The organism is Blautia sp. HA9023 (genome assembly GCF_056504095.1).
The window spans coordinates 133,849-148,454 of sequence record NZ_JBWLUR010000009.1 but is presented as its reverse complement, the minus strand read 5'-3'; the positions used below and the strand labels follow the sequence as shown (position 1 = coordinate 148,454).

The following is a 14,606-nucleotide window of genomic DNA, read 5'->3' as shown; positions in this document are numbered from 1 at the left end:
TTATCCACATGGCCTTATTTGTTTAAGTATAGCACTTTCATTTTATTTCCACAAGACACTTCTTAATTTTCTCACGACAAACGCATGAATGGTTAGCAACTGCAAATTTTATTTTTTCTACTTTTTAAGCTTCTAAAAGCTCCTCTAAATACTTAATTGGACGCAAACTTACTACGAACCTTTTCTTTCTCATTGACAACTTATGTCTTGATAGTTCTGCTGGTTTCAAAATACTCAGGCTCCATTTTCTTATAATGTTCAAATTTTGTGCCGCCATTTTATCGATTGTCGTATTTACATCCTCCCGAAACGTTACATCCAAATGCCAATGCATACTTTCTATACTCCAATGACCTCGCACCGCTCGGCTGACTTCGTTGATATCCGTTTTTAAACTGCTTATAAAATATCGATATTCATACGTTATCTTTCCTGCTTTTTCTATTCGTTTCTTCTCCATTACAATGCTTCTCAGGCCTTTCCAATTCTTCTTTTGGCTCAGCCACCGGATATCTTCCGTCTGATAATACTCTCGGATCTCAATTTGCCCATGGGCTTTCTCACGGGTCTTCTTATATGCCCCCTTTTCGCGCATTTCTTTTTGAAACTCCTCATTCGAAAAGTATTCTTTTACATCTTCGTACATTGTGTATTGATTTTTCTTCAATGCCAGAACATAATCCGCTCGTTTCTGCCTGATTTTTCCTGCGATCGCTGTCTGCGTTCCCATTGCATCAATCGTAATGATCTGACCCTTTATCTGGATTTTTTCCAACAGCTCTGGAATCGCTGTTATTTCATTGCTTTTTTCTTTGACTGCTTTCTGTCCCAGACAAAATCCATCTTCCTTACTCCATGCAGAAACAATGTGACTTGCTTTTTCTTCTCCACGTTTATTCGAACACATCGTTTTTCCATCTATGCAGATGATCTTCTTCAACAGTTCTCCATCATCTTTATCCAGCCGCTCCTGCCATTTTCCATAGAGCTGCTGCAGAATTTCGGGCGATATCATCCCCATGACACGCCGGATCGTATCATGAGAGGGGATTCCGTTTTTTAGTTCAATATACTTTCGAAGATAATCCTGATAGCTTTCTGCAAACAATGCCATCTCAACCCAGTCATCCGCATTCGCAAGAGTTGCAAACAACACAATGACAAGAATATCCTTCAACGTATGACGAACCTTTGTCTGCTGACGAGTATCTTCAATGTATTCCATCCACTCTAATAATTCCTGCATAAATAACACCCCTTTTTCTTTTATTTTACTAGAAAAGGGGTGTGTTCACAATTTATTTACTCATGCGTTTGTCGTGTAATTTTCTGAACTCATGCTTGTGTGTCAAGCGGATATTCGCAATCCGCTTCGCTACTTGCTCATAACCAAATATATTATTATCTCTCCGCTCCATATTTATCTTTTCTCGAAATCAACGCTATCGTCTCAACGGTACTCTCTTTGTCCCAACAAAGTTCCTGTGTCTCCCTGTCTCCGAAATACACCGGAAAACGGAACTTTATGTGCTTTAGGAATCTGCCATCTGGCTGCTCCTGCTCATAAATGTCCACCTGTTCTACAAAGCTGTTAAGAAATTCTTTCTTCTCCAGATCAGTGAACTTATCATATAGTTTATCAAAATATAAAAGAAATTGATAGACGTTTTCTTCTGATATTTTCTGTTGCTGAATATTCAGCAGGCGATTCTTTACTTCCTCTATACTGTTTTCCACGCCTTCAATTTCATCATACAGACGATATAATCGTGTCTCCATATCCTGATATTTCTTTTCATAAAATTTATCCATGATATCCAGACTGTCCATCTGCTGTCCAAGTCTCGCTTTTGCTCCAGTCAACTGCCTGTGCTGCTTTTCCAATCCTTCAATCTCTTTTTCTATTTCTTCTGTATCTATTCTTGAGCCGATTTTATTCAGTATTGCTTTCTCAAACTTCGGGTTCTGCACCAGCTTCCGAATAACTTCTTCCACTGCGTTGTTAATCTTATCCTCACTCCATTGTTTACGATATCCTCATTTATGACCATCTACCAGGCGACGATGTTTGCAGGCATAATAGAAATAATCCTTATATAAGGTTCCGTCTTTCTTTTTCTTTCGGTTCACGTTTCCATACATACCGCTTCCACATAACGGACATCTCAATATTCCGGATAAAATATGCTCATGATCGAGGTTATGTGTCTTTTCATATTTCACACCTGTTTTTTCCCGTTTTTGATGAGCCAGCTCTCAGTCTGTTTCCGAAATAATCCCTTCATGGATACCATCGTGCAGCATATAATTTTCCTGCTTTACAATGCGATATTCATTTCTTGTACCAGAAACTTTCTCGTTTTTCCTTCGTCCATAAGCCAGCTTTCCACAGTATACCGGATTATCCAGAACGCCTTTTATAAATGATGCGGCAAATGCGTCCAGTGTATTATTCTGTCGTTTTTTCTTTTTATATCCATGCTGGTTCAGCCATGCAGCAATCGCAGAGATTCCCATATTGGTATGAATAAATTTATCATAGATCAGACGAATAATTTCCGCTTCATCCTCTGCAATCTGCAATTCTCCATTTACCAATTCATAGCCATATGGAGCAAATCCGCCGTTCCATTTTCCTTCCCTGGCTTTCTGCTTACGTCCCTCCATTGTCTGAACAAGGATATTCTCTCGTTCAATCTCTGCCACCGCAGACAGAACAGAAATCATCAGCTTTCCACTATCTTTTGAGCTGTCAATTCCATCTTCAACACAGATCAGATTCACTCCAAAATCCTGCATCCGCTGCAAAGAATTTAAAGCATCTGCCGCATTACGACCAAATCTGGAAAGCTTGAACACCAGTACAAACTGCACCTCATCTGTGCCATTCTCAATATTATCCAACATTCTCTGAAATTCCGGTCTGCCCTCTACGCTCTTTCCAGATTTACCTTCATCGGAATACTCATTTACGATTTCCATGTTCTGAAATTCCGCATATCTCTTGAGTTTTTCTTTCTGAGCATCCAGACTGTAGCCATCTACCTGCATGGTTGTAGACACTCTGGTATATATATCGCATTTAACCTTTTTATTCTTCATAATTTTCCTCGTAATATAACTCCGTTTCATAGTCCCAACTATTTTCAATACATATTTTCCATATTGACGCATTTCTCTGTCAATCGTATAATTAAAATAGATTCAGAGCATATCTGTTATCAAAATATTGCCCGCCCACCGTTGGCGACTTATAAGTGATCGGTTCGAAAATATTGTTCGCTTACCGGAAGCGTCTAATAAATGTCCGGTTTGAAAATTATTTAGAAATAATTTCTGTTTTTGATATTGTGTTTTTATTACACATTGCATATACTATAAATACACAAAAAAGCCAAAAAAGAGGAGGTGTTAGTATGGCTACTTCAAGTATTACTCATAATTTTGTCGTATCCAATCCAAATAGCGTAAAGCGTTTTGTCGCAACAATTGACGAAGCCGACCGTGACCGCACACCAAAGCAGACACTTCCCGGACGTCAGTTAACAAACCCACAGGAAATCTTAGCTTTAATGTCAAAAAGGAAGAAAAAAGCGACAGTCTGATTTACATTTTGTATTTCAGAAAACTGCCGCTTCTTTTTCTTCCTTATTCTGTTTTTCTTCCTCCAACTCCCGGAGGACTTCTTCGCCGTACTTATCAATCATACATCATAAATAAGTTTTTTACCAAAACAGGCGTGAGCCCGCTTCTCATATTGAAAAAATATCACACTCATGCCTGTTTTTACTTTTTCATAACATTATTACCGATAATAAAATCCATCAAACGAATCACGATATCTATATTTTTTCTCAAAATCACCAAAATTGTCTATTAAATCTCATAAAAATGGCGAAATCCAGCCGCTGCAGACATCTCTGAAGCCCACAAACGACAATGATGTCTTCTTTTTGAATATGTAAAATCAATTGATTCAATACTTCTTTATACGTTTTTTCTTATAATTGGATAACTCCTCTTTTCTGTCTTAGTGCAGTTATTATTTTATAAATAACATTCTTGTGGCATGTCATTAGAGTTTCTACACTTCAAGTAGATACAATATTATAAATCATATGTGAACTACTCGGCAACTGAGTTACCAGAGCATCTGAATTAAGGCGGGATACCGCCTTTTCAGGGTGCGTCCATGACACCACTACTGTTTGCTCTTTAGAGCTATACAGCTACTTTTATTATTTCTGGCGTTTTTAGTCCGGTTACGGACAGTTCCTTTTTCTCTCCGGATACGGAGAGATATTTTCTCAGGATGTTATATGCACCTACAGCATCTGCGTTATACTTCCGGTTTCTGTCCCTGTACAGTCCCCTTTGTTTTCGGTTGCATGGCTGTGCATATCTTTTTTCCACCTCTGGTGACAGCGGACTGCACTGGCTGGTATAGCTTTCTTCCTGTCTTACAAAACGGATCCCGTACATCTTAAGCTTATATTCCATCATGCTATAGAGCCTGTTATACGGCAGATTGTGGAACTTCTGGTTTGTTCTGTGTCCCAGGTCTTTTCCTTTCCGGATATTCCGGATATCCCCTGCCACAACACAGGTAATTCCCTGTTCACGGCAGTATTTTGCAAAGTATCTTGTGATCTTGTGTAGATAATCCGTTACCGAGTTCTGCTTTTTCTGATATAATCTGCGAATATGTTTTGATGTGACTGGATGTTTTATTCCCTTCACAGACTGCTGTCCATACCATTGTGCCTGCACCCTTGCAATCTCTTTATGAAAATATCTTTCCAATGCAAGATATCTTCTGCCCAGGATAAATGTATTCCCATTCCCGGAATCATAGCATGTCATAAGATTATGAAGTCCCAGATCAACTGACAGATAGTGTCCATTCTGCGAAAGTTCTTCCCTCTCTGAAATCTCATAAACAACAATAACTTTACATTCACCTTTTTCCGGTGGGTAGATCCGCAACTGTTTGATCTGATCCATGCCCTTGAAAATCTTATTTTCAAGATAAAGAAAGTTCTCATGGATCTGATACGTTTCTTCCATATATCTTTTTAATGCTTTTGGAAGGGACAGACGGACTTTTTCTGTGTCCCATTCATGTACAATTCCCATCTGCATATAGGTAATGGGGATACTTTCCTGTTTAAACCGCGGTGGTCTGGGATTCTCAATCCCTCCGGATCTTTTCAAGGCGTAAAAAGATTTCCATGCTTTATCCAGCAGCTTGCAGACTTCCTGGGCTGTCTGAGATGGAAGCTGTTTATACCACAGATCCTCTCTATGGGATTTTTTCTGATAATACCAGTCCGGGTATTTCTCCATTCCCATTTCTTTGTAATGCTGACGTTCGTAATTACAGACATTCCAGAGCTTGGATGCCGCATAACACATATGTCCGATGACGTTTGCATATTCCTGACTGACCTTTATGGATGTTTTCTTTGACAGCAGCATTTCCCACCTCTATGATCTCAATAAGCTTTACTCTGATGCTCAATATATCTGCGGATATTTTCTTCCGACACAGACCCGACCGTTTCCACATAATAGGAATGGTTCCACAGCTCTCCTTTCCAAAGCTGTTCTCTTATTTCCGGAAAACGTTCGAATAATTTCCTGCCGGTGATCCCTTTCAGATATTTCACGATCGCAGTTATGGATAATTTGGGAGGAGCAGACACAAAACAGTGCACATGGTCTCCTTCCCCGCATTCAAACAAATGGACGGTAAAACCTTTATCCGCTGCGATCTCCTGCACCAGCTCCTGAAGATATGCTTCAATCTCCGCATTCAATATCTTCCGCCGGTATTTCACTGACCATACCATATGGTAATTAATATTGCACACACAAGTGCGGTAATGTATAAGATTCTCCTTCATACATATAGTATAGCATAGTATTAAGAATATCACAATAAAATGCCGAACATATTTTCTTTTTTAATAAAGCTGGATACAGCATTTTTTAGTAAAAAAATAAATATATTTTACTTATAATGTGCAGATATGCACAGTTTACGCTTTCATCTCGGCAATTGAATTACCGAGGATTCCCGCTTATCTTCCTAAATATTCTGATTCTCTTTTATTGTATAACCACATTGATCACAAACACTGTCTCCAACCGTTTTCCCGTCCCGAACAAACACTTCTATATCAGCACCGCATTTTGGGCACTTAATTTCTACGATTGAAATCATATTTCGTGCATCCTGACATCCTGAAAAAAAACTCATTCTTTCACCTGCTTCCATACTTTTTTCATATAATCTATAACAATATCCCCTACATATGCAATATCTTCTGCCGAAAAAGCCAGCGGAAAATTGTCGGAGAAAATATTCTTTCAAGTAATATTCAAAGGATTTTCATGTCAGATTAGTCTTTCCTACACCACCTTTTCCTGTTACGGCTATTTTCATTTCTTATTACTTTCTCTCATTTATTGTTTCAAAATTTTCCTTGCAAGCGTATGAATTTCTGGAATTTCCATCATTAGTTCATTTCCAAGCAGTCCCTTTCTTGCAATTTCTGTATCTTCTGAAATAACTGCCAGTACCTTACTCTGATCGTCAATGGACTCCAACATTGTTGGTAAAATCTGTCCGTTCACTTTATTTAACACAAAAAATACAGTTTTTCCAATGCTTTCCCCAAGCTGTTGGATTTTTTTCGTCAGCTTCAATGATTCAAAAGAAGGATCTACGATCATTAAGATCAAATCTACACTGTTATCTACGCCACGTCCAAAATGCTCTACACCAGCTTCCATATCCAGCAATACAACTTCATTTTCTTCTACCGTCAGATGTTTGATAAATTGCTTTAAAATACTATTCATCGTGCAGGCACAGCCTTCATTTGCCTGATGTATTTTCCCGCTTGAAATAAGCATCACACCATTGTTTCGTGCAATATATTCTTCAGGTATCTCATTCAATGTAAATGGTTCCGAATAGAACTTTTTTGCAAATGCAGATAACTTCACAGTATCAAGAATCTCACCTACCATCATTGTTTTAAAAGCTTTCTCCTTACCGCCAAAATACTCTATAAAGTCTCTTGGAAGTTTTACTCCCAGTTGGCGATGCAGCCCATAATTTGATTCATCAGAATCAGCTACAAGGACAGTCTTTCCCATTCGTTCAAATTCTTTGGCAAGCAGTGCTGATACTGTACTTTTTCCACAGCCACCTTTTCCACATACTGTAATCTTCATGCCTTCAATCCTCCAACTCACAGTCCTAACTTCTTTACAATTTCTCCCAGTGCACTTCTTACAGGAGAATCTTTCGGAAGCTGTATAATTGGCTTTCCATCGCAGTCATACTGATAAACCTGATTATCATGAGGCACCACACCCAGCAGCTCCAGTCCCTGGTTCCTGATTTCTTCCAGAGTTCCGGCATCCAGTTTTCCATCTGGAACACGATTCACGATCAATCCTGTTTTCTGTGGTTTAAAATTCAGTTCCTTCATCAGCTTTGCAATACGTCCGGCTGCCTGAACACCTCTTCTGGAACAGTCACTCACAAGAATCGCAACTTCCATCATTGGCAGAATTCCCCTGCTGATATGTTCCATACCTGCTTCGTTATCGACTACAATGTACGGATACTGGCTCTGTAATTTTTGTACCTGGGTCTGTACCAAACCGTTTACAAAACAGTAACACCCCTGTCCCTGTGTCCTTCCCATCACCATCAGATCATAATCATCTTCTTCCGCAATCGCATCCGAAAGACGCATTTCCAGATATGCCTGTTTCGTCATACCGGATGGGATCTGATATCGTGAGTCTACGCCTGCCCGCTCAATTTCTTCTCTCAGCTCTCCAAGTGTGATCTCCGGCTCCACACCAAGCACTTCATTTAAATTGGCATTCGCATCTGCATCCACAGCCAGAACCGGACATTTCCCACTTTCACACAAATACTGGATCAATAATCCACAAAGTGTCGTTTTTCCTACGCCGCCTTTTCCTGATACTGCAATTCCATGTCCCATGTTTTTTCCTCCTGAAATTCTGAACAATCTGTTGACTTTTTCTTTAAACCTCATTATAGTTGTCACTATATAAATTACAATAATCAATCTATGAAATCTGTTCTGTTCCTCAACACATCCCAAAAACTGTTGAGAAATGATACATTGTAAAGCATACATTCAATGGAGGACATTATGTCGGAAAAAACAAGAAAGCAGGACCGCCGCACCAGATATACCAGGCAAACTATAAAAGAAACCTTTTTAGAATTATTAAAGCAGAAAAATTTCACAAAAATCACGGTCACTGAAATCTGTAAAATTTCTGAAATAAACAGAGGTACTTTTTATCTGCACTATTACGATATCCATGACGTGTTGGAAGATATTTTAAATGATATAGCACAGGATTTGAAAACAACGGTAGAACATTTATTTTGCCCAAACCAGAAAAGCTGTTCCTATCCCTTCTGCCAAAAGATTCAAATGGAAACAAAATATAGATCTCTGTTTCTGGATGACACAATCGCTCCCATTCTTCTGGAAAAAATAGCAGCAAATACAAAAGAAGGCTATGTGACCTGGCTTATGTCACACAGCCTCCTGACCTTTGAGCAGGCAGAATCGGTTTTTTATTTTCAAATGAATGGCTGCCTTTCCATCAACAGACTAATGCTCCGCAATCACTGTAATGACTGGAAACAGATTCAGACAACAATTGACAAATTTATCAAAGCCGGACTGGAAAGTTTTCTGATTCATGATCAGAGGGAAGAAAATGCTTCCGATAATTTTTGTAGCAAAATTTCTCCAACTGTTACCGCATCTTCTACGCTCAGATAATGATCAGCATGATCCTGAAGAAATATTTTGCCAGATACAGGAAATTCTTCATCTGCAAACCATATCTTTAAAGTTACCGGATATCTTGGCAGAACTGGAAAAACAGCACACAGATCCGCCTTTGTCTCTGTGAATTCTGCACCCAGACTTGTACATGCTTTCTGAATTTTCTCAGGCTCTTTGTCCTGCAAAAGCTTTTCCAGTTTCTGCTCTGCAGTCCGGTCAAATTTGGTTCCCCGAATCAATCCATCTTTCAGGTTACCAAAAGTAATGAGCTTATGTGAGCCTTCTGTGCCATCAGCCATATCCAGATAATGCAGCAATGTCAGATAATGCCATTCATCCATATTTGAGTTAATATAAAACTCAGGAAGTTGAATTTCAATCACTTCGTGAAAACTTGGTACCTCAAGCATATTTCGGCTGCTGTGAAAAACAGCCCCACTTTTTGCAGCAAGATCCTCCCCAGAACGATTTTGCAGCCGTTTTACTGCTGCCTGCAACATTTCCTGAAATGCACGATTTTCTGTTTGATTTTTATATTCCATAAATTCTCCTTTGTGAATATTTTATCGCATCATATAATAATCAATGTTTATGCAAGAATTTGGTGATTTCATTCCTGTGTTGACTTTTCCTTCAAATTTCATTATAGTTGTAATTATATTATTTACAATCGTCAAAATAAAAAATATGTACAAGTTCTCAACACATTAAAAAGAACTGTTGAGAACTTGAGATGTTTTTGGCAAACCAGAAATATCTTGTCTCAAAAATGTGAAAACAAAATCATTATATCATACTACAAGGAGTTTCTTATCATGAAATACTCAACGAAATTAAGCGATACTGTTCATGTGATGGTTCTGATTGCTATCAACCAGGAAAAATCCCTCTCCAGTGCCTCAATTGCAGAAAGTGTCCATACAAATCCCGGCTTTGTACGCCAGCTTATGTTAAAACTAAAAAAAGCCGGACTTATGACCAGTGTAGCCGGACATGCCCGTCCTTCTCTTTCAAAACCAGCAGACCAGATCACATTACTGGATATTTATAAAGCAGTTGAAGGCGAGAAACCTCTGCTTCATTTAGATACTCATACCAACCCTGATTGCGGCATTGGCATTAATATTCAGTTGTCTTTGCAGGGATTCTATGATGAAATCCAAAAAACTGCTGAAGGAAAAATGAATACGATTACTTTACAGGATATCATAAATACCTATTATCAACGAACATCCATGCAAAATAATTTGCAAAACATTATATGACAGGAGAAATAGGCAGGAAACATTTTGTGATAATTTTGGAAAACTCACTCCAAGAGTTCTCCTGCATCACTTGCTGCATACTCCCTGATGCTCTGTACATGGCGTCCTGAAATACTTTTCTTTTTGGTGCATTAACTTAATTGACTCCTTTCAGATTTGACTAATAGATTTTCAGATAAAAAGAAAAAGCCGCTGACACGTTATCTTCTAACGCATCAACAGCTTCTATCCTGCTTTAATTCAGTGTATTATTCGGTTTTGTAAAGGTTTATTTGCTTTCAGCATGAAGTTGGCATCGAATATGCTGATGCAGGAAGATAAATCTATTTCGGAAATTGCCGCCGCTGTGGGATATAAAAGCCAAAGTAAATTTACATCGGCTTTCCGAGATATATTTCAGATATTACCTACTGCATATCAGAAACTGTATCGTAATCAATAATTTTAATGCAAAACTGCACCCACAATATCCCTGAGTGCAGTTTTGTATCAATCAATATTCTAATGTTTCTCCATTAAGTGGAATATCAAGAACAAGTATCCTATACAAATGCACTTTCCTCTTTTGCTTTCCGCAAATCTTTTAACACTGTTCCTATATCTCCCAAAATAGCAATCCCCTTATCTTCAATGAATTCCGGCAAAAACTGATATTCTGAATTTACGGAGATATAATATGCATCTTTCAAGCTGTTTGTCAGTTCCCAAAACGGTTCCTGTATAAACATCGGTGTCATGCGCCCTACTCCAAGTTCTATCAAGAGAATTTTTCTATCTTTGTTCTTTTGAATGTATTTTGAGATTTTCTCATATTCTTCTTCGTATTTTTTCCCTTGCAGAAAATTCCCATATCCCCTTACCCACGGAAACATTTCCGCACCACAATGAGGGCAGCGAGGAATCAGTTCATCCGGCACCATTGTCCCCTCTCCCATAGCCGCAATCATATCTGCCACAGGTTGTACGGCATCCCATGTTTCATCCTGACAGCACCGGGAACACTGGAAGAAACAATGATCTCCCTGAATCTCACTGACCTTTTCTTCCGGATAAATCTTTACAAACTGTGTATCCTGATTAGTCGTTAAGATATGAAAATCCTTTCCCTGCAAGATTCTATCCAAATCCAGATATGGCTCTCTGATAGGAGCATTTTGTGTAGTATTTAAAAAGGTTGCCACATATCCCCAGTGTTCATTTCTTGTAGAAAACCGATGCATCATTCCGCTAAAAGCACCTTTGAATCCATACTTATCTGCAAATTTTCCAAAATGCTCACGAAAAGAAGGGGTATCACTATAATAAAAGTCACCACCTCCAGCCGCTGATAAACCGGATGCTCCGCCTACTATGATACACTCTGCCTCCTGCACTCTGCGAACAAATTCCTGAATCTGTTCCTCATAAGGAAGTGGTTTTTGTTTGCTCAACACTACAGCAGTACCGCCGGATGCATAGGTACTATAGTGTCTGGAATAGTTCATTTGTGTTTTCATTACCAAATTTTCATAACAGCTCATTATTTTCATTCTCCTATCTCACAACTGTAATATCTTTAACCACTTTACTTAGTCTATCCTTCCCTTTCTGATTCCATTGGCAACACCTCGTCAAAAGCCCGTATTGCATTGCGAATGCAATCATCACATTCACAGAGTACAACACCTGTATCCTTTCCCTTTAGGTCTTTACATATGGTTGCACCTGAATATTCCTGAAATTTGTTCAATATCTCCCGTGCCGTTATCGCACTTTTCTTCCCTGGCTTTACAATTCCCGCCATCATGGTTGCTCCGATCAATGCACCACAAGTTGCTTCCATACCTCCCATACCTACCGCAAATCCGGATGCAGCATTCGTCAGTATTTCCTTATCAGAATCTGATAAATCAATCATTGCCTTGATAACCGACTGACAGCAATTAAATCCATTATGTTTGTAATATACTGCTTTTTCTTCTCTTGTCATTTTCCTTAGATTTCCTTTCTGATTTCCTTTAACGCTACCGTAAGATTACCATCCACACCGATGGATTTTTCTTTGATTTCCTCTGGAATATAAATTTCGCCCTTGTTAAATGTGATATATCTTGCCTGTGGTTCTACTGCTGCTAGCTGCATCAAAGGAGCTTTAATCATCTGATTTCTCCAACCAATGCCAAATTCCAGAATTACCAGCTTCTTTCCATGTAAATTCTGAATAAATTCTTGATAGCGGGCAGCCTTTTCCTTCCAATTTTTCGTTTCTGTAAACGAGGACATCTCACCCCAATTTACTTCCATATCTCCACCACATTTTGGACATTTCGGCAGTAACTCTTTGGGTACTCTTCCGTTTACTTCCTCTTCTGTCATGGCGAGAACTGCTTTTTGATTAGGATAGACCTCGTCATGACATCTGTTCTTGCACCGCATCTGGGTTAATTTCCCTTCCATTTCAAAAACACGGTCTGCCTCAAAACCTGCCGGCACAAAATGATCCTCCGCATTGGAAGTTACTACGAAATATTCTTTATCCTTTACTAGTGCATAGATGTTTTTCATAATCTCACTCGGCTCATCCTGCATAGCTTTTGCCTTAACAAGTCTGCTTACAAACGCCCACTTTTCTTCTACCTTCATTGACACTGAAAATCCGTGTAAAACACAACGCAGTCCGTATTTTTCTCTGAAATCTCCCATATTTTCCTGAAACCATGCGTCATCTGCAAAAATATTATATCCCTCTGCGATAGACAAACCATTACTGGCTCCAACCAAAATACCATCTGCTTCTTTTATGATTTGACTTATCTCTTGATAGATATTCATCTTCATCACATTTCCTTTCCCACTATGTTTTCTTTTAAATCCCGCAAGGTTTCTGCCAAATCTCCTACTATATAAATGCCTTTGTCTTTTATATGCTCTGGAACTGAGGATTTCTTCTGATTCAGACAGGCATAAAACACCTTTTCATTTTTGTATGTCATTTCCCAAAAAGGAAGTTTAATAATACTGGGTGTCATATCACCAACCCCCAGCTCCAGCAGTACAACATTCTTATCTGTTCCATTCATGAGATATTTTTTTAGGAAATTCTCATATCGCCTTACACCTTCACTCCAGTCTTTCCCCTCCAAAAATGTATCATCCCTTACCCAGGGAACCATGATTCTCCCGCACTCATTACATCTTGGCAGAAGCTCAGAAGTAACACGCAGCTCCCGGATATTTTCGTTCATCCTGCGAATCATTTCTACATTGGAATAAATTTGGTCATGGCAAGGCTGACTGCATTGAACATAGCCGCTGTTACCTTGATAATCGCAAATCCTTTCTTTCTGAAAAATCCGTTCAAACTGCATATCTATATTGGTTGTTAAAACAAAGACTTCTTTTTCCGCCACAATATCACGCAGGTCATAGTATGGCTGTCCTGTAGGTGCATCCCACATACTTTGTATGTAACGTGCATAATATGCCCACTGTTGTTCCGGCGATGAATAACAGTAGTAAAAACCGTCAAAGGGAGATTTCAGTCCATACCACTCCTTGAAATCTTGTAAACATTCCTCCATATAGGGTAGCCAATGATAATGGTTATATCCCGCCGCACTGGAAAGACCAGAACCACCGCCTATTAAAACGGCATCTGCCTGACGGATTTTTTCTGCCAGAAAACTGACTTGTTCCTCCTTTTGCATACACCACCTTATCTCCTTTTTTATATCAGATTCCACACTTTTTATTTTGCTTGACTTTTATTTTTTTACTTGTTAAAATTAAATTTACATCAAGCATTAAAATCATGTTATCATGTAAGTTTAAAAATTGCAAGAAGAAAATTCGAGGTGACAAATGAAATATTCCACAAAGCTTAGTGACACCATTCATATTCTTATATTTATTGCTCTTGGAGATGACGAACAACTCTCCAGCACAAAAATTGCAGAAAGTATCAAGACAAACCCGGCTTATGTCAGACAACTTATGGCAACCCTGAAAAATGCAGGCATTGTTGTCAACACACAAGGTCATGCGAATGCCGCTCTTGCAAAATCGGCAGATAAAATCAATATGTATGACATCTACCGAGCTGTAGAGGGCGATAAGCCGCTGCTTCACCTGGACACAGATACCAATCCGGATTGTGGAATCGGTATCAACATTCAATTCGCTATTGGGGACTTCTATCATGAAATTCAAAATATGGTAGATGAAAAAATGAAATCCATTACATTGCAGGATATTATTGATCGGTATTATTTTAAAATCAGGAAAGTTAAAAGTCTCTAACTAATCAAGAATAGCAAGCACTGCCTGTGTCATGACACAGGCGAAATTCCCCACACTTTCCTATCGTCTGTGTGGTTAAATTTCCATAGGGAAGTATCCCTAACCCTCTTTCGATTTTTCTCCGGTTTTCCGTTGGAATACCTTGACCCTTCCTACCGTCTTTGCTACAATTTGCCTTGGGTAGTTACACCCAAAATTGAAT

Annotated in this window: 14 protein-coding genes and 1 pseudogene; 4 read left to right on the top strand and 11 right to left on the bottom strand. The window is 38.9% G+C overall.

Features of this window, described 5'->3' with window-relative positions:
• Positions 1-124: 124 nt before the first annotated feature.
• A complete protein-coding gene (locus AC04Q6_RS14460) occupies positions 125-1,246 on the bottom strand; it encodes an ISAs1 family transposase (protein WP_476389435.1) in 1,122 nt (373 codons plus the stop codon).
• A gap of 155 nt (positions 1,247-1,401) precedes the next feature.
• Positions 1,402-3,102 (bottom strand): annotated as a pseudogene (locus AC04Q6_RS14455) (recombinase family protein).
• Positions 3,103-3,416: 314 nt separating this feature from the next.
• On the opposite strand from AC04Q6_RS14455, the gene AC04Q6_RS14450 reads away from it, so the two are divergent.
• On the top strand, positions 3,417-3,605 hold the full coding sequence (locus AC04Q6_RS14450) for a hypothetical protein (RefSeq protein ID WP_118170809.1): 189 nt from the start codon (positions 3,417-3,419) through the stop codon (positions 3,603-3,605).
• Positions 3,606-4,221: 616 nt separating this feature from the next.
• Here AC04Q6_RS14450 and AC04Q6_RS14445 read toward each other — a convergent pair.
• From AC04Q6_RS14445 to AC04Q6_RS14425, 5 genes are all read right to left on the bottom strand, one after another.
• On the bottom strand, positions 4,222-5,478 hold the full coding sequence (locus AC04Q6_RS14445; RefSeq protein WP_243279087.1) for an RNA-guided endonuclease InsQ/TnpB family protein: 1,257 nt from the start codon (positions 5,476-5,478) through the stop codon (positions 4,222-4,224).
• 17 nt (positions 5,479-5,495) lie between these two features.
• Positions 5,496-5,906: an IS200/IS605 family transposase gene (gene tnpA, locus AC04Q6_RS14440; protein ID WP_202030833.1), complete on the bottom strand. Its 411-nt coding sequence runs from the start codon at positions 5,904-5,906 to the stop codon at positions 5,496-5,498.
• A 562-nt stretch (positions 5,907-6,468) separates the two neighbouring features.
• Entirely contained in the window at positions 6,469-7,245 is a 777-nt protein-coding gene (locus AC04Q6_RS14435) for an ATP-binding protein (protein WP_118071948.1), read from the bottom strand.
• 17 nt (positions 7,246-7,262) lie between these two features.
• Positions 7,263-8,033 carry a nucleotide-binding protein gene (locus tag AC04Q6_RS14430; protein WP_476389750.1) on the bottom strand — a complete coding sequence of 257 codons (771 nt, stop codon included), beginning with the start codon at positions 8,031-8,033 and terminating at the stop codon, positions 7,263-7,265.
• 743 nt (positions 8,034-8,776) lie between these two features.
• Positions 8,777-9,403 carry a DUF3786 domain-containing protein gene (locus tag AC04Q6_RS14425; RefSeq protein WP_118071949.1) on the bottom strand — a complete coding sequence of 209 codons (627 nt, stop codon included), beginning with the start codon at positions 9,401-9,403 and terminating at the stop codon, positions 8,777-8,779.
• Between the two features lie 273 nt (positions 9,404-9,676).
• On the opposite strand from AC04Q6_RS14425, the gene AC04Q6_RS14420 reads away from it, so the two are divergent.
• Together AC04Q6_RS14420 and AC04Q6_RS14415 are read left to right on the top strand one after the other, a co-directional pair.
• Positions 9,677-10,126, top strand: coding sequence for an Rrf2 family transcriptional regulator (locus AC04Q6_RS14420; protein ID WP_118064724.1), 450 nt, complete (start codon positions 9,677-9,679; stop codon positions 10,124-10,126).
• Positions 10,127-10,409: 283 nt separating this feature from the next.
• Positions 10,410-10,568, top strand: coding sequence for a helix-turn-helix domain-containing protein (locus AC04Q6_RS14415; protein WP_118064722.1), 159 nt, complete (start codon positions 10,410-10,412; stop codon positions 10,566-10,568).
• 100 nt (positions 10,569-10,668) lie between these two features.
• Here AC04Q6_RS14415 and AC04Q6_RS14410 read toward each other — a convergent pair whose 3' ends face one another.
• From AC04Q6_RS14410 to AC04Q6_RS14395, 4 genes are read right to left on the bottom strand one after another with little or no spacing between them, the layout of a single operon-like run.
• Entirely contained in the window at positions 10,669-11,646 is a 978-nt protein-coding gene (locus AC04Q6_RS14410) for an SIR2 family NAD-dependent protein deacylase (RefSeq protein ID WP_476389749.1), read from the bottom strand.
• Positions 11,647-11,699: 53 nt separating this feature from the next.
• A complete protein-coding gene (locus tag AC04Q6_RS14405) occupies positions 11,700-12,095 on the bottom strand; it encodes a C-GCAxxG-C-C family protein (protein WP_118071950.1) in 396 nt (131 codons plus the stop codon).
• A gap of 5 nt (positions 12,096-12,100) precedes the next feature.
• Positions 12,101-12,937 (bottom strand): SIR2 family NAD-dependent protein deacylase, encoded by an 837-nt coding sequence (locus tag AC04Q6_RS14400; RefSeq protein WP_242997052.1) that lies wholly within the window; start codon positions 12,935-12,937, stop codon positions 12,101-12,103.
• 5 nt (positions 12,938-12,942) lie between these two features.
• On the bottom strand, positions 12,943-13,812 hold the full coding sequence (locus AC04Q6_RS14395; protein WP_118071952.1) for an SIR2 family NAD-dependent protein deacylase: 870 nt from the start codon (positions 13,810-13,812) through the stop codon (positions 12,943-12,945).
• A 154-nt stretch (positions 13,813-13,966) separates the two neighbouring features.
• Here AC04Q6_RS14395 and AC04Q6_RS14390 point away from each other — a divergent pair, with 154 nt between their 5' ends.
• Positions 13,967-14,404 (top strand): Rrf2 family transcriptional regulator, encoded by a 438-nt coding sequence (locus AC04Q6_RS14390; RefSeq protein WP_055052657.1) that lies wholly within the window; start codon positions 13,967-13,969, stop codon positions 14,402-14,404.
• Positions 14,405-14,606 lie beyond the last annotated feature (202 nt).

What these genes read in the sequence shown, in the direction of transcription:
- AC04Q6_RS14460 (WP_476389435.1), bottom strand. Translation starts at nt 1,246, where the DNA reads ATGCAGGAATTATTAGAGTGGATGGAATACATTGAAGATACTCGTCAG.
- AC04Q6_RS14450 (WP_118170809.1), top strand. Translation starts at nt 3,417, where the DNA reads ATGGCTACTTCAAGTATTACTCATAATTTTGTCGTATCCAATCCAAAT.
- AC04Q6_RS14445 (WP_243279087.1), bottom strand. Translation starts at nt 5,478, where the DNA reads ATGCTGCTGTCAAAGAAAACATCCATAAAGGTCAGTCAGGAATATGCA.
- tnpA (WP_202030833.1), bottom strand. Translation starts at nt 5,906, where the DNA reads ATGAAGGAGAATCTTATACATTACCGCACTTGTGTGTGCAATATTAAT.
- AC04Q6_RS14435 (WP_118071948.1), bottom strand. Translation starts at nt 7,245, where the DNA reads ATGAAGATTACAGTATGTGGAAAAGGTGGCTGTGGAAAAAGTACAGTA.
- AC04Q6_RS14430 (WP_476389750.1), bottom strand. Translation starts at nt 8,033, where the DNA reads ATGGGACATGGAATTGCAGTATCAGGAAAAGGCGGCGTAGGAAAAACG.
- AC04Q6_RS14425 (WP_118071949.1), bottom strand. Translation starts at nt 9,403, where the DNA reads ATGGAATATAAAAATCAAACAGAAAATCGTGCATTTCAGGAAATGTTG.
- AC04Q6_RS14420 (WP_118064724.1), top strand. Translation starts at nt 9,677, where the DNA reads ATGAAATACTCAACGAAATTAAGCGATACTGTTCATGTGATGGTTCTG.
- AC04Q6_RS14415 (WP_118064722.1), top strand. Translation starts at nt 10,410, where the DNA reads ATGAAGTTGGCATCGAATATGCTGATGCAGGAAGATAAATCTATTTCG.
- AC04Q6_RS14410 (WP_476389749.1), bottom strand. Translation starts at nt 11,646, where the DNA reads ATGAGCTGTTATGAAAATTTGGTAATGAAAACACAAATGAACTATTCC.
- AC04Q6_RS14405 (WP_118071950.1), bottom strand. Translation starts at nt 12,095, where the DNA reads ATGACAAGAGAAGAAAAAGCAGTATATTACAAACATAATGGATTTAAT.
- AC04Q6_RS14400 (WP_242997052.1), bottom strand. Translation starts at nt 12,937, where the DNA reads ATGAATATCTATCAAGAGATAAGTCAAATCATAAAAGAAGCAGATGGT.
- AC04Q6_RS14395 (WP_118071952.1), bottom strand. Translation starts at nt 13,812, where the DNA reads ATGCAAAAGGAGGAACAAGTCAGTTTTCTGGCAGAAAAAATCCGTCAG.
- AC04Q6_RS14390 (WP_055052657.1), top strand. Translation starts at nt 13,967, where the DNA reads ATGAAATATTCCACAAAGCTTAGTGACACCATTCATATTCTTATATTT.